This window comes from Ktedonospora formicarum (genome assembly GCF_016587355.1).
In the GTDB taxonomy this organism is placed as follows: domain Bacteria; phylum Chloroflexota; class Ktedonobacteria; order Ktedonobacterales; family Ktedonobacteraceae; genus Ktedonobacter; species Ktedonobacter formicarum.
In genome coordinates this window covers 961,580-974,568 of the sequence record NZ_BNJF01000001.1, presented here as the reverse complement: position 1 = coordinate 974,568, position 12,989 = coordinate 961,580, and the positions used below count along the sequence as shown (strand labels likewise).

The following is a 12,989-nucleotide window of genomic DNA, read 5'->3' as shown; positions in this document are numbered from 1 at the left end:
TCTGTGTATGTGTTTAGCCTTTCAGGCCGCTTAAATTGATGCCACGAATGATTTGCCGCTGGAATATCAGGAAGAGAATAATAGGAGGCACGCTTGTAAAGACCAGGCCTGCCATGAGGTAGGTGAAGGGGAGACCGGAATTGGGTCCCGTCTGATGGTAAAACATCACCATTAATGTTTGAAGCTGGTCATCAGCAAGAACCAGCAAGGGCCAGAGGAAATCTTTCCAGGAGGCAACAACGGTAAGGATGGTGATGACTGCCAGGGCTGGACGCGAAAGTGGCAAAATGATACGTGTAAATATCTGCCACGCGTTCGCGCCATCCAGGCGCGCGGCATCGGTCAAGTCGTCAGGAATTGTATCAAAGAAGCTCTTGAGAACGAGGATATTAAATGCATTGGCGGCCTCTGGCAGCCAAACGCCGCTCCAGGAGTCAATCAGCGAGATATGGATAAGCGGGAGATCGCTAATATTGACGAATTGAGGAATAAGATAGACGACTGGTGGAACCATCAAGGTACAGAAGAAGCTGAATTGAATAATATTTTTGCCCTTTGGGCGCAGTTTGGCAAGAGCATAGGCCGCTGTGGCCGAAACGGCGATTTGTAGCACCACGGCTCCCAGCGCCACAGCCAATGTATTCCAAAAGTAGAGCGGAAAATTCAGAAATTGCCAGGCGTTGATGTAGTTATCCCATTGTGGATGAACGGGCCAGAAAGTTGGTGGGGTCTGGAATATCTCGATACTAGATTTGAGCGCGCCAGAAACCATCCAGTAGAGCGGTATCAGTGTACTGAGAGTTGAGATAAGGAGAAGTGCGAAGACTGTCCAATAGATCATTTTGCCAAGAGGCTGTTTGAGCACAAAAGGCGAGACAAGTGTTCGCTCGCTGATATCTATTTCGGTCTCTCTCTTGCGAAGCCGTGGCTTTTGGGTTTCTGGCCCTTGAGGTGGCAGGGCTTGTGGATTCTGCATGAGAAGCGCCATGATCTATTCTCCTTGCATTGATTTGCTGGTCAAGCGCATATAAAGTAGTGTGAATGCAGCTAGAGCCAGGAAGAGTATTACACCTATTGCGCTGGCCCCACCAAAATCCGCTTGTTGGAACGCGTAGTTATAGATCAGCAGGAGGATACTCATCGTCGAATTCTGGGGTCCACCATTGGTCATGGTGAATGGTTCGATGAATACTTGCATGGTGTTGATGATTTGCAGGATGAGCATAAGCAACATGATAGGGCGGATAGATGGTAGTGTAATATGCCATAAACGCTGCCAGAGATTTGCGCCATCTATCTCTGCTGCCTCATATAGGGAGGCAGGCACACCTTGTAGGGCCGCGAGATAGATCAAGATGGTCGAGCCAGCGGCGCTCCAGGTTGCGACAACGACTAGCGCGGGAAGAGCGGTAGCTGGCGTTTCTAACCAGCTTCCAGATGCCACATGTAAGAGATTGAGCAGAGCGTTTAACAGCCCATCGTCAGGATTATAAATCCAGCGCCAGAGAAACACCGTAACAATAGGTGGCAACATGACAGGGATATAGAAGATCAAGCGGAAGAAGCCTCTGGCGTGTCTCATCTCATTAATGAGGAGGGCGAGGATGATCGGAACCGCATAGCCAGACAGAAGAGCATAGATCGAAAACACCAGAGTGTTACGCCAGGCTATGGCAAAAAGAGGATCGGAAAAGACATGACGATAGTTTGCCAGGCCTACCCAGAGTGAAGGATTGATGAGATCTATACTCTGGAAGCTCATTATGAAGCCTAAGATAATGGGATACCAGACGAAGATCGCAAAGACGAGGAGTGCAGGAAGCAGGAAAAGATAGCCACTCAGGTTTCTTCTAAATGTGTGGTACCAGTCGTGCGCCTCTTGAGGAGTTCGAGCAGTGTACTTTGTGATTGAGCCATGCTCCTGAGTTGGTACAGATGAAGACATCAGATTCTCCTTCTATACGGTAAGAGGGCACGGATTTTGGAGGCCGCACCCTCTTCTACCTCCATCAGGAGGCAGCCTGGTCGAGTATTTTTTGGAACTGTTGCGCCGCCTGATCGAGGAGCGCTTTCGGGTCTGCATTCGCGTTGCTCAATGTTGTTTGCACAACGGAGTCGAGAGCGGCATACATCTTCTGCGTCTCGGTGCGAGGCTCTGGTCGCAGAGTAAGTTTTGAATTGGCGAATGTTGTGTAGTTTCCGGTAGGCACGTTAGCATATTTGAGATTGAGCTTGTTGATGGTATCCTGGAATTCACCAGTGAAGAGAATGTTGCTGGGTGCTCCAACAGTTTGCCCTGCCGATGATTTTAATGCAAGGTTATTCTCCATGACCGAAAGATCAAATTGAGAGTAGATGACAAAATCGAAGGCTGTCTTGATCGCCTCGCGCGATGATTTCGGGTTGAAGATAAAGATGTTGCCACCCGTCAAGGCCGCGTTCCCTCCATTCTGAGGCATTGGGGCCATGCCAAAGTCTTCCAGGTTGGCCTTATATTGCGATTTGAGTGTATCAAGCATATCGGGAGCCATGACGACCATGGCAGCCTTGTTGGTTGCCAGAAGTTGCAGCGTTTGATCCTGAGTTAAGAGTTGCTGCTTTTTGATGGACTGGTCAGTAAAGCGCATATCCTTGAGAAGTTGTAGGACGCTTACCCCTTTGTCGCTGTTGAAGGTTGCCTTTGTGCCATCTGCGGACTGCATATCACCACCGACGGTATACATCCAGTTCGTGAAGTGCCAGCCACCCTGGTTGGATGTACTGGTTTCCGCGAAGCCAGCCACAGAGGAGCTAGTCAGTTGCTTGGCGTATCCACGGAACTCCTCCCAGGTGGTTGGTGGCTTATCGGGATCGAGGCCAGCCGCTTTGAAGAGTTTGCGATTGTACCAGATGCCAAGAGCGTAGCCAGTGACGGGAACGCCATAAATCTTGCCGCTCGCGGGATCTTTGGCGATAGAGGAGATACCGGGATTATAGCTATCAAAGTATTTCCAGCCCTTCGCGAGATCAGTGATATCGGCGACGGCATGCTTCTTGATGAGCAGAGGGGGCTCGGTAAACCAGCTTTCGACCGCATCTTCGGTTTGTTTCGCGGCTAATCTGGCGAAATACGTTGTTGGATCATAGGGATCGTTTTTGCCAACAATCTTTGTGCCTGGATGCGATTGTTGAAATTGCTTGACGGTCTGATTAAAGACATAGACCGCGCCCGGATTGGTTGAAGGTGGAAGATTATTGATGCTGGCTGTGACCGTGCCCGATCCTGCATTTGCGGCCCCACCGCAGGCAGCCAGGAGCTCAAGCCCGAGCAGGCTAACACCAACTGTCGCGCTTTGCTGAAGAAATTTCCGTCGAGTGCCATGTTTGATGAACGAGTCCATGAGATAACCTCCTTGAAAATAAGCACATGTTGTCCCTGCTTCATGACATAAGAATGTTATGAAGACATAATGCGAGCGTATTTAGGCTAACTGGCTTTATTGTGTGCGTTCTTGTATTAGGAACGCCGGGTAGGATCTGAAGGACCAGGTTATAGGGTTTCCAATGTGGGAAAAGGATAAAGTTTCATTTTCTAAGAGGCGGCTTCAAGAAGTTCTTATGTGAAAACCAACGCCGCTAGCGCGGCTAGCGCTGGCGCGCTCAGGTTTCCGGATAAGGAGGAAGTTAAGAACCATGGAATGGGTGCTTCGCGAAATAGCATGTTGGAGAAGAGAAGGTTGCATCATAGCTTTTCACCTCTGCAATTCTTTCGTCTAACAATGACGAAGGCAAGCAGGCCAGGGAACGTTCTCGCCGCGATCTGCGAATTCGCGCGACGAGGGTCAGGCCTGAGTGGTCCCTCTGGTCACTCAGAGGGAAGAAGTTACCAGATATGTCGCCTTCCAGGGTAGTTCAATAGAAGGATAAATTTAGGGTAACGTTTACCTTGCTACTCTGTAAAAAAGATAACATAGAGAATTATGGATTGTCAAGGGATACGAGAAAATCCGCATTAAGCGTTGTTTGTGGCTGAATTAAGGCATATGCTGATTGACATATATGGAAAATGCATGTTACGATGAGGGGGAATTGTTTAGGGTATCGATTACTCTACCGAGGAAGAAGGTATGACGTTGGAGCAGAAGCAATCGAAGCGTTTAACGATGGCGCAAATCGCAAAAGAGGCGGGTGTTTCAATCACTACGGTCTCCAAAGTACTCAATCAGCTTCCAGGGGTAGGGGCTCAGACGCGAGCACGTATCCAGGCAATGATTGAGCAGCATGATTATGTGCAAAATCATGCTGCGCGGCACCTGCGCAAAGGGCAGAGCGGCTTGATTGACCTGGTAATTATGCGCCTGGAGGGTGGGTATGACCTTGGAATTATGCATGGAGTGCAGGAGGCGTTAGAGGAGAGCGGTCATCGCCTGGTTGTCTTTGCTACTCATGAGGATGAGGCGGTAGAGCGTCGTTGGTTGCGTCGTATACAGGACCAGTCAACTGATGGGGTTCTCCTACTTCTACCGTATGAGCGTATTGGGATCGCTGAAATGCTCATGGCTCAGAATATTCCAGTTGTAGCCATTGGGGACCGTAATGAGCCTACCACAAATTACCCCACGATAGGATCAACTATCTGGTTAGGCGGATATACCGCGACTGAGTATCTGATTTCGCTTGGGCATCGCCGTATTGGTATCATTGCTGGACCACTTCATCTTACGACAACGCGCGCGCGTCTGGCTGGCTATCGTGAGGCTCTCGAACGCGCAGGCATTCCTGTTGATCCGGCGCTTATTTGCGAGGGGAATTATTTCTTGGGTGATGGTATAAAGCAAGCGAACGCACTTCTTGATCTCGAAGATCCACCAACAGCTATTTTCGCGGGTAACGATGCCCAGGCGGCAGGGGTATACCAGGTCTTGTATCAGCGTCAGGTGCGTATCCCAGATGAAATGAGCGTGGTTGGTTTTGATGATGTGATGTATACGGCCCAGATGCCACCTCCATTGACGACGATTCATCAGCCACTCGCTGAGATGGGGAAAATGGCAGCAAACATGCTGCTCCGCTTAATTGGCGGACAGACGCTTGAATCAAATCGTGTCGAACTCTCTACTTCGCTTGTGATCAGGGATTCCTGCGCCCCTCCACGCACAGGCCCACTGCTCAACCGGTAAGCCTTCGATTTCTGTGTTCTCTCGCTGCTCCTGATTTCCTATAGTTGAACTCTGAGCAGGATATTACTCTGTGCCTCTCGGTACGCATGGTATGACTAGGCGTGTACTGAACAGGGGTCTATGATAAAGAGGTAGTGAGAGGCGTGCGCTTGCGTTTGGCCAAAACGTGATATAATGTCTATCAATCTTGTTGAGTTGTGCCCTCGCACATACGCGATAGAATCGGTTCCACGAGAAAGCGCGATGGCGATATGAGTACCTTTGAAAAAGATGCCCTGGCATTAGATGCCTATTCGCATGCGGTGACAACTGCGGCTGAAAGAGTAGGCCCAGCGGTCGTGCGGATCGACGTTGAGCATCAGTCGCGGCGTTATCGCTCTTCTGGCTATCCACCTGAATTGCGTGGTGGCATTGGCTCGGGCTTCATCTTTGCCTCGGATGGGCAAATTTTGACAAACGCACATGTAATTGAACATGCTCGGCATATTAAAGTAACGTTAGCTGATGGACGTACCTTTGACGCGGGATTAATGGGGAGTGATCCAGCGGTGGATGTGGCGATCTTGCGCATTGGCGCGGATCACTTGCCCGTTGCCGAATTAGGGCGTACCCCTTTACGGGTTGGGCAACTGGTTATTGCTGTAGGAAATCCATATGGGCTGAACTGGACAGTGACTGCTGGAGTTGTGAGTGCTCTTCAACGAACCTTACAAGCTCCAGGTGCACCTAAGATGACCAATTTGATTCAGACTGACACCTCAATCAATCCTGGGAATTCCGGTGGCCCATTAGTTGATAGTGCAGGTCATGTGGTAGGTATTACAACGGCTATGATGCCAATGGCACAGGGGCTTGGTTTTTCGGTCCCTCTGGATACAGTAAAGGGGGTTGTGGCGAAGGTCATGGCGCAACGCTCTGAGGCTTCGCGAGGTGTCTCGCTGGGCGTAGGCGGCATGCGTGTCGTTTTGGATGAGGCGTTACGTCAGCGCCTGCAACTCTCGCAGCAATGGGGAATGCAAATCCTGGAATTACGCTCGTCGGGACCAGCCGAACAAGCTCAGTTGAAGCGCCTGGATATTATCCTCTCAGCGGATGGCGAACCTGTGACAGAGGCGCGTGATCTCCAACGCCTCCTGCGCTCAAGGCAGGCCGGCGAAAAGGTCGCGATTGGATTTTTACGTGGAGGGGTTACCCGTAAGGTCACGGTCGTTTTGTAGGATTTATATGGGATGATCCTGGCGGCGAGCCTGTAGAGCGGCAAAACAATCGAACATTTTTTTCTCTTTCGGGGAAAAACGACGAAAAGCCTTCATTCTCATGCATGGAGGCTTTTTTCTTTTTTAGTGGTTTCTGCCTGTTGCGTCTAGGTTATTGAAAGTGAGGAAGATCACACAGGGAACCCAATAAGGGAACTGCTAAAATCAGGCATACACGAAAGGGACGGTGCTACTATGCAAATGTTTGCTTTGATCGCTCTTAGTCTTTTCATCGTTCTTGTCGTAGGTGGTGTCTTCGTAAATGTGTTCCTGTATACTAGAGGTGCGGTAGGCAAGCATGACCGTATGAGCGAAATGGCATCGGTAACTTTGAGCCAGGAGGCGAGCGCAGACGCCGAAGACCTATATTACCTGGGGATTGGCTCGACCGATCATACAATGAGCAACTACATGCGGAAGACGCTCGCTGTGTTTGCTGCGGCCATCCTGGCGGTATGCCTTATTGGAGCCTTTCTTCTGAACTTGATTGTCAGATAGAAAGGGTGGGCCGATGTGCGCGAAGGGGCAATTGAAACAACGACCTGGAATGTGATACAACATTCCAGGTCGTTGTTTGTGACCGCTATTTATGAGAGAAAGCGAGAACGTCATTGATGCCTTTACTTCCAGAGCGCATGCAGACACGTTTTACCGAACTCGTTGGTATCCGCTATCCTATAGTCCAGGGAGGGTTAGCGCATCTTTCATTTGCCGAATTGGCGGCGGCGGTTTCCAATGCCGGAGGATTGGGGCAGATCGGATGCGCGTGTTTCTCAACACCGCATGAGTTACGCGCCGATATACAGAAAGCCAAACAATTGACACAGCAGCCCTTTGGCGTTAACTTTCCAATTGGGCACATCCCCTTAGATGATTTCCTTGATGTGGCCCTGGAAGAGGACGTCGCCGTGATCAGTATTACGGGCGGTAACCCAGAATCTCTTCTGAAGCGCATTCAGTCCAGTGGGGTATCCGTGAAGATGATGGTGCTGGTCGCGGGGACGAGGGCGGCTCGTAAGGCTGAAGCGCTGGGCGCGGATGCCGTGATCTCTGTTGGCTTTGAAGGCGGGGGCCACCTGGGTCGAGATGATATTGGAACGATGGTCCTGACGCCGCGTGTTGTGGAAGCGGTAAAGATTCCCGTTCTCGCCAGTGGTGGCATCGCCGATGGCCGTGGACTGGTTGCGGCGCTGGCACTGGGTGCGGAGGGCGTTGAATTGGGGACGCGCTTTGTGGCGGTGCGGGAGAGCAATGCGCACCCCAATTATCAGCAGGCATTAGTCCAGGCTCAGGAGATCGATACTGTAGTGGTGGAGCGAGCCATAGGACGCCCTGCTCGTGTGCTCAAGGGTGCGGTTGCCGCTCACATCCAGGCGCTTGAAACAGAGATCGAGCAGGCCCAGTTAACTCCTCAAGAACGCCTGGAGCGTTTGCTTCCCTCGATTCGGGGTGACGTGAATAAGCGCGCGGCTCTGGAAGGGCTGCTCGATGATGGATTTGTTTGGGGCGGGCAGGTGGCTGGCTTGATCCATGATATTCCCTCATCTGAGGAACTGGTAACGCGAATAGTCCGCGAGGCATATGCGATCACGCAGCGCTTGCCCAGGTATTTTGTCTAAGTCGTTGATATTTTACCCTTTTACGATAAAGAGAGGGGTCGGATTGCTCGCGGCAACCTGACTCCTCTCTGTCAAATTAAGCATCTCTAGAGATGCGAGGCGTTGCTGGTCGCGGGTTCTTTCTGCGAAGCCAGAAATTCTCCAACTTCGGAGAGGGCCGCCATTGCGCGGCAGGTGATCTCGACCGACTCATAATAGGGAATGCCCTCTTCGCGTAGGATGCGTAAGGCCGGGATGTCATGGCGCGCGTAAATGGTCTGGACGAGAATGGGTTTTCCGTATTGGCGTACCAGTTCGCCAAGCGCATGAGCTGCGGCTTCTTCGCGGGGACCAAAGTCTTCGGAGAGAAGCCAGCGATACCCGCCGAAAAGGCCCGTTATGACCACACCATCGACGTCTGGGTCCTGAACACAGACCTCAGCCAGATGCGCGAAGGAGAGTGGATCTTCGTCGGCGGCACCGGCTACGTCGATGGGATTGGTAGAAGTCGCGCGGCTGGGCATCAAGGCGCGCAAGGCTTGCTGGGTGTCCTGCTTGAGGATGGGCACTTCTAAGCCCGCGCGAACGAGAGCGTCGCCGGAGGCGACCGAGCTACCACCACCGTCACCAATGATTGCTATGCGGCGTCCACCCTGCGGTGTTGTTGGCTGCGAGGCAAGAGCTTGTGCCACGGGGAAGAGCTCATCCGAACGAAGGACACGCACGACGCCACTGGCGAAGAGGCTCTTATCGCTGTCTGGACGCACTCTTGCGCGTGATCCTGTATGTGAGAGAGAGGCGCGTACACCAACCTCTGTAGCCCCACTGAGCAGGATAACTACTGGCTTGTAATGACCTCGCGCATGCATCTCATTGGTGGTCTGACGTAGCGTCTCTTCCTCGATAGCTTCAACATAGCCAGCGATCACACCAGTTTCGGGATCGTCCGCCAGATATTGCATGCATTCGGGGAAAGAGACATCGGCTGAATTGCCGACACTGAGGAAGGTTGTAAAGCCGCAGCCATCCAGATATGCCTGGGCGTAGAAATACATTCCCAGATTACCGCTTTGCGAGACCAGACCAATGGGGCCTGAGGGCATGGGGAAGACCATGCCCAGGGCATTAAGTTTTGATTTGCGTACATATAGACCCATGCAGTTGCTACCGATCATGCGTATGCCATGCTCACGGCAGCGGGCTACAAGTTCTTGCTCCAGCGCTCGTCCCTCTGATCCTGTCTCGCTAAAGCCCGCCGTAATGACAACGATGCCTTTGACGCCCCTGGCGATGCAGTCCTCGATGGCGTTGGGCACGTGGGGAAAGGAGGTCGCGATAACGGCCAGATCGACCTGCTCGGGAACATCACGCAGGCTAGGATATGTTGGACGTCCAAGAATTTCGGGCACAGTCGGATTTACCAGGTAAATGTCGCCCTCGAAACCGCCCTCAATAAGCTGGCGGGCGGCGACGTGCCCCCATTTTTGGGGCGAGCGCGAGGCCCCCAGGATAGCTACTGAGCGCGGCTGGAGGACTTCATTGAGGCTATAGAGTTCTCTCTTCATTCGGTATCCTTCTCATCGTCTTCAGAGTAATAGGGAAGGTGCTCCCGTTCCATACGCAGCATAGCCTCAATATCCTGAATTAAAACATCTGCGCCTGGGAGTGGAAGAGATGCATAATCTTCGAGGACCGAAGCCTCTTCATCCTCTTCATCCTCTTCATCCTCCAGTTCAACTTCGATCTCGATCTCGTTCTCTATTTCATCCATTTGTTCTTCGAGCTGACGAACATACTCGCTGGCCTCGGGATCGCGAGCGACCATCGCGTCGATTCGCGCGCTGAAGCGTAGCGCTTGCGCTTGAATCTCTTGTAAGTCAAGTTCAAGGGATAAATAGGTATTGAGTGTCGTAAGTAGCGCTGATGAGATCATGACATTGGGGGTTGTCGCCAGGTAGTGTGGAGCGGCAGCCCAGAACATCGTCGTGGGAATTTGTGCTCGATTACAGTCTTCAAGGAGCACACTGAGAATCCCGGTTGGACCCTCATATCCAGAAGCAGGTAGATTCATCTCTTCCAGGCGTCGCAGCGCTTCCGGGTCATATGATGTCCCGGTAATGGGAACAGAAAGAGAGTGCGGCACATCGGAGAGCATTGACCCGAATAAAATGACATCTGAGGCCCGGAAGTATTTGCAGACCTTAAGGAAAGATTGACTGAACGTTTGCCATTTTAATTGGGGCTCTGTTCCGAGAAATAGGATGATATCGCGTTCCAAATCAGGTGTATTATAGGCGAAAAACTCATTGGAGGGCCAGACTATTGAGCGTTTATCCTCGTCGCTAAACTTGACGTGGGGCCGCGTTTCTGTAAAGATAAAGAAGTCTTCGCTATCTATTTCGGCGATCTTTGCTGGTGACCAGCGGTCAACGAGAAACTGGACCGCGTTAGTCGTGGCTTCGGCGGCGTCATTCCAACCCTGGAAGGCGGCGATGATCAGGGGATCTCGTAGTGCTGGCTGGGCATAGTAGTGGATGTGCGACATTCAAAAAAACCTCTTTTACCTGCCTGTAGAAGTGCTCCTTAAGCAAATATTTCTTACCATTCTACCATTCTTGCGCTTCGCGGCAAATACCGTAGTAGAGAAATGCCATCGCGACCACTCTGCCTCTCTCTGCCAGGGACGATGCAGCGCCAGAAGTGGGAATTATGAATAGTTACTACCACTAATTTGAAAGGATATTGACGCTTGCAACCTCTACCCTCTATACTGCCTGGCATGGAAGACGTGGACATTGCGATCCTTTATCAAGATCATCATACACTTATCGTCAACAAACCGGCGGGCATGGTGATTCATCCTACGTATAAACATGCGGATGGCACAATGTGGGATGCTCTCTTGCGCTATCTTGAAGCGCAGGGACCTGACAATTGGAGCCCGCCTGACGATTTGCCCGATGAGCCTGCCTGGAGCAAGGCTCCGCCGGAGGTGCAGGCGATGTTGCGTGAGCGCCGCCGGGAGATTTTCTTAAAAGAAGAAGGGCTCTTACCTCGCCCTTGCTTGCTACATCGCCTGGATAAGGACACATCCGGCGTTGTGGCTCTGGCGCGCACAGAGCGCTCGCGACGGCACCTGGTTCGCCAATTCTACGCGCATACTATTATAAAACGTTATCTGGCTGTTGTCGCTCCGGGCGCTCCCGCATGGGCGAGCCCACGTGTTCCCTTGCGCATCACGAAGCCACAAAGCGGTGAGGAAGTGGAAACGCGCTCATCTTCTTATGTAAGGGAGTTGGCTGTAGGTGAGGAACTGCTTATCGATGGTCCGCTCTGGCGTGATCCTGATGATCGCCGCCGTTGTGTGGTGATTGAGGGGGGCAGGAGGCAACCACCTTGATACGTGCGCTTGGGCACGAAGGGGCGTATTCCCTACTTGAGGTCCATCCCATTACGGGACGTACGCATCAGATCAGGGCACACCTGGCGGCTCTGGGGCAGGCAATAGTTGGTGATCCTGTCTATCGTGAGTCTCAGCCCTTTGATCTGGCGCTTGGTCGCCAGTTCTTGCATGCCTATAGCTTGACACTGTGCCGCTATCCCGACAACCAGGAAATGACATTTACGGCGGCTCTGACATCGGATCTACGAGATTGGCTGGTGAATTATTTCCCAACCGCGCTTGCTTGTGGTATATAGTTTACTGGTAAGCGCCTCGGTTCGCGAGGAACTTATGGGCTCAGTAAATGGCTTCTCCATAGAAGAGAGGAATGGTTATGGTCTCTTCCGCGCAGTATCCTCCCAATAGCGGCTCCCTGGCGCAGGCGAGTGAGCAAGAGAAACGTAAGCGCCTCGACGCCATGGTGCGTCTCTGGCAAAGTGAGACCCAGAGACAGTATGAGCGTGGCGATCACGCCGCCTTTGTCTCAGCGATGGGCCTGGATGAGTATCGCTATAGCGTCTGGTTACGCTTTCCTGAGTGGGAGCGTTCAGCGGTTGTCGCGCAGGTGATGGCGTTACGTGAGGTCAGGAGTGATGAGCAGGAGTCACAACCCGCCTTATTTAGCGCCTGGAAGCATGAACCTCTGCTCAAGAGCATGCCTGACTGGAAGTTGCATCTCCCACAGGAAACGGTATTTAATATTAGCGTTCGCATCACGCCGGGAGGGTTGGGAGAGGGAAGTAAATGGGCCATCGTGATGCCTCGCGAGATGCGAGCCCGCTATCGACCGGGCTGGCCGACTCAGCAGGAGTGGGTCGACTGGACAAGGTCGTTCGATTGGCTTGCCGTGAGCGTTGGTTTTATTCATATGCTGCTCGATACCTTAGAGCAATAGAGAAGAGGGCTGAAGGTGCCTCGGATGACCATACTTGGCTACGCTCTGTTATCGTTGCTTGCCTCTGAACCGCTTTCTGGCTACGATCTGGCACAGCGTATGAAGAAACCTATTAGTTACTTCTGGCACGCCCGTCACAGCCAGATTTATCCCGAACTGGCTCGCTTAGAAGAGCTAGGGTATGTGACGCATGAGGTAATTGAACAGGTAGAGCGCCCTCATAAGAAGAGGTATACAATTACTCAGGCCGGCTACGAGAACTTGCGAGATTGGTTGACGAAACCAACAGAGATAGGGCCGGACCGGAGTGAAATTGTGCTGAAGGCATACGCGATCTGGATGACTGATCCTCGCAAGGCGATTGATCTGTTTCAAGCGCATCTGCGATTGCATATCGAGCGCCTGGAGCAATATGAACGTGACTATGCGCTCATAGAGCGAGAAAAATCTTCCTCCCTGACGTTCGCTTCACCATTATTTGGCAATTACGCGACGCTCCGCAAAGGGATTGGCTATGAGCGTGAATATGTGGACTGGTGCCGCTGGATGATAGATCAAGCTCAGGCGTATCTTACTCAACAAGAAGTAACTTGCAAACTGCAATAAGTGGGTCTCGCGCTAGCATACATGCCGGTAGCG

13 protein-coding genes are annotated in these 12,989 nt (G+C 52.0%); 8 read left to right on the top strand and 5 right to left on the bottom strand.

All coding sequences use genetic code 11. The features are described 5' to 3' along the window. Positions 1-13: 13 nt before the first annotated feature. The 3 genes from K3T82_RS04280 to K3T82_RS04270 form a co-directional block, all read right to left on the bottom strand. Positions 14-988 (bottom strand): carbohydrate ABC transporter permease, encoded by a 975-nt coding sequence (locus K3T82_RS04280; RefSeq protein WP_220192250.1) that lies wholly within the window; start codon positions 986-988, stop codon positions 14-16. Positions 989-991: 3 nt separating this feature from the next. Further along, a complete protein-coding gene (locus K3T82_RS04275; RefSeq protein WP_220192249.1) occupies positions 992-1,945 on the bottom strand; it encodes a carbohydrate ABC transporter permease in 954 nt (317 codons plus the stop codon). Between the two features lie 64 nt (positions 1,946-2,009). Beyond that, on the bottom strand, positions 2,010-3,380 hold the full coding sequence (locus K3T82_RS04270; RefSeq protein ID WP_220192248.1) for an extracellular solute-binding protein: 1,371 nt from the start codon (positions 3,378-3,380) through the stop codon (positions 2,010-2,012). Positions 3,381-4,106: 726 nt separating this feature from the next. On the opposite strand from K3T82_RS04270, the gene K3T82_RS04265 reads away from it, so the two are divergent. From K3T82_RS04265 to K3T82_RS04250, 4 genes are all read left to right on the top strand, one after another. After that, positions 4,107-5,159: a LacI family DNA-binding transcriptional regulator gene (locus tag K3T82_RS04265; RefSeq protein WP_220192247.1), complete on the top strand. Its 1,053-nt coding sequence runs from the start codon at positions 4,107-4,109 to the stop codon at positions 5,157-5,159. A gap of 251 nt (positions 5,160-5,410) precedes the next feature. After that, the gene (locus K3T82_RS04260; protein WP_220192246.1) at positions 5,411-6,376 is read left to right on the top strand and encodes a S1C family serine protease; all 966 of its coding nucleotides are present in this window, start codon (positions 5,411-5,413) and stop codon (positions 6,374-6,376) included. A gap of 234 nt (positions 6,377-6,610) precedes the next feature. Further along, positions 6,611-6,913: a hypothetical protein gene (locus K3T82_RS04255; protein WP_220192245.1), complete on the top strand. Its 303-nt coding sequence runs from the start codon at positions 6,611-6,613 to the stop codon at positions 6,911-6,913. Positions 6,914-7,029: 116 nt separating this feature from the next. Beyond that, a complete protein-coding gene (locus K3T82_RS04250) occupies positions 7,030-8,034 on the top strand; it encodes an NAD(P)H-dependent flavin oxidoreductase (RefSeq protein WP_220192244.1) in 1,005 nt (334 codons plus the stop codon). A gap of 86 nt (positions 8,035-8,120) precedes the next feature. On the opposite strand, the gene K3T82_RS04245 is transcribed toward K3T82_RS04250, so the two are convergent. Then, positions 8,121-9,578 (bottom strand): acetate--CoA ligase family protein, encoded by a 1,458-nt coding sequence (locus tag K3T82_RS04245; RefSeq protein ID WP_220192243.1) that lies wholly within the window; start codon positions 9,576-9,578, stop codon positions 8,121-8,123. Continuing rightward, positions 9,575-10,558, bottom strand: coding sequence for a PAC2 family protein (locus tag K3T82_RS04240; RefSeq protein WP_220192242.1), 984 nt, complete (start codon positions 10,556-10,558; stop codon positions 9,575-9,577). The genes K3T82_RS04245 and K3T82_RS04240 overlap by 4 nt, the downstream gene beginning before the upstream one ends. 204 nt (positions 10,559-10,762) lie before the next feature. Between K3T82_RS04240 and K3T82_RS04235 the strand changes: the two genes are divergently transcribed. From K3T82_RS04235 to K3T82_RS04220, 4 genes are all read left to right on the top strand, one after another. Next, the gene (locus K3T82_RS04235) at positions 10,763-11,413 is read left to right on the top strand and encodes a pseudouridine synthase (protein WP_220192241.1); all 651 of its coding nucleotides are present in this window, start codon (positions 10,763-10,765) and stop codon (positions 11,411-11,413) included. After that, a complete protein-coding gene (locus tag K3T82_RS04230; RefSeq protein WP_220192240.1) occupies positions 11,410-11,712 on the top strand; it encodes a pseudouridine synthase in 303 nt (100 codons plus the stop codon). Before K3T82_RS04235 ends, K3T82_RS04230 begins: the two co-directional genes overlap by 4 nt. Before the next feature lie 77 nt (positions 11,713-11,789). Next, the gene (locus K3T82_RS04225; protein WP_220192239.1) at positions 11,790-12,350 is read left to right on the top strand and encodes a hypothetical protein; all 561 of its coding nucleotides are present in this window, start codon (positions 11,790-11,792) and stop codon (positions 12,348-12,350) included. A 24-nt stretch (positions 12,351-12,374) separates the two neighbouring features. Next, positions 12,375-12,956: a PadR family transcriptional regulator gene (locus tag K3T82_RS04220; protein WP_220192238.1), complete on the top strand. Its 582-nt coding sequence runs from the start codon at positions 12,375-12,377 to the stop codon at positions 12,954-12,956. Positions 12,957-12,989 lie beyond the last annotated feature (33 nt).

Excerpts from the sequence above, each read along its gene's own strand:
- K3T82_RS04275 (WP_220192249.1), bottom strand. The coding sequence starts at position 1,945 with ATGTCTTCATCTGTACCAACTCAGGAGCATGGCTCAATCACAAAGTAC.
- K3T82_RS04280 (WP_220192250.1), bottom strand. The coding sequence starts at position 988 with ATGGCGCTTCTCATGCAGAATCCACAAGCCCTGCCACCTCAAGGGCCA.
- K3T82_RS04255 (WP_220192245.1), top strand. The coding sequence starts at position 6,611 with ATGCAAATGTTTGCTTTGATCGCTCTTAGTCTTTTCATCGTTCTTGTC.
- K3T82_RS04225 (WP_220192239.1), top strand. The coding sequence starts at position 11,790 with ATGGTCTCTTCCGCGCAGTATCCTCCCAATAGCGGCTCCCTGGCGCAG.
- K3T82_RS04270 (WP_220192248.1), bottom strand. The coding sequence starts at position 3,380 with ATGGACTCGTTCATCAAACATGGCACTCGACGGAAATTTCTTCAGCAA.
- K3T82_RS04240 (WP_220192242.1), bottom strand. The coding sequence starts at position 10,558 with ATGTCGCACATCCACTACTATGCCCAGCCAGCACTACGAGATCCCCTG.
- K3T82_RS04245 (WP_220192243.1), bottom strand. The coding sequence starts at position 9,578 with ATGAAGAGAGAACTCTATAGCCTCAATGAAGTCCTCCAGCCGCGCTCA.
- K3T82_RS04220 (WP_220192238.1), top strand. The coding sequence starts at position 12,375 with ATGACCATACTTGGCTACGCTCTGTTATCGTTGCTTGCCTCTGAACCG.
- K3T82_RS04265 (WP_220192247.1), top strand. The coding sequence starts at position 4,107 with ATGACGTTGGAGCAGAAGCAATCGAAGCGTTTAACGATGGCGCAAATC.
- K3T82_RS04250 (WP_220192244.1), top strand. The coding sequence starts at position 7,030 with ATGCCTTTACTTCCAGAGCGCATGCAGACACGTTTTACCGAACTCGTT.
- K3T82_RS04260 (WP_220192246.1), top strand. The coding sequence starts at position 5,411 with ATGAGTACCTTTGAAAAAGATGCCCTGGCATTAGATGCCTATTCGCAT.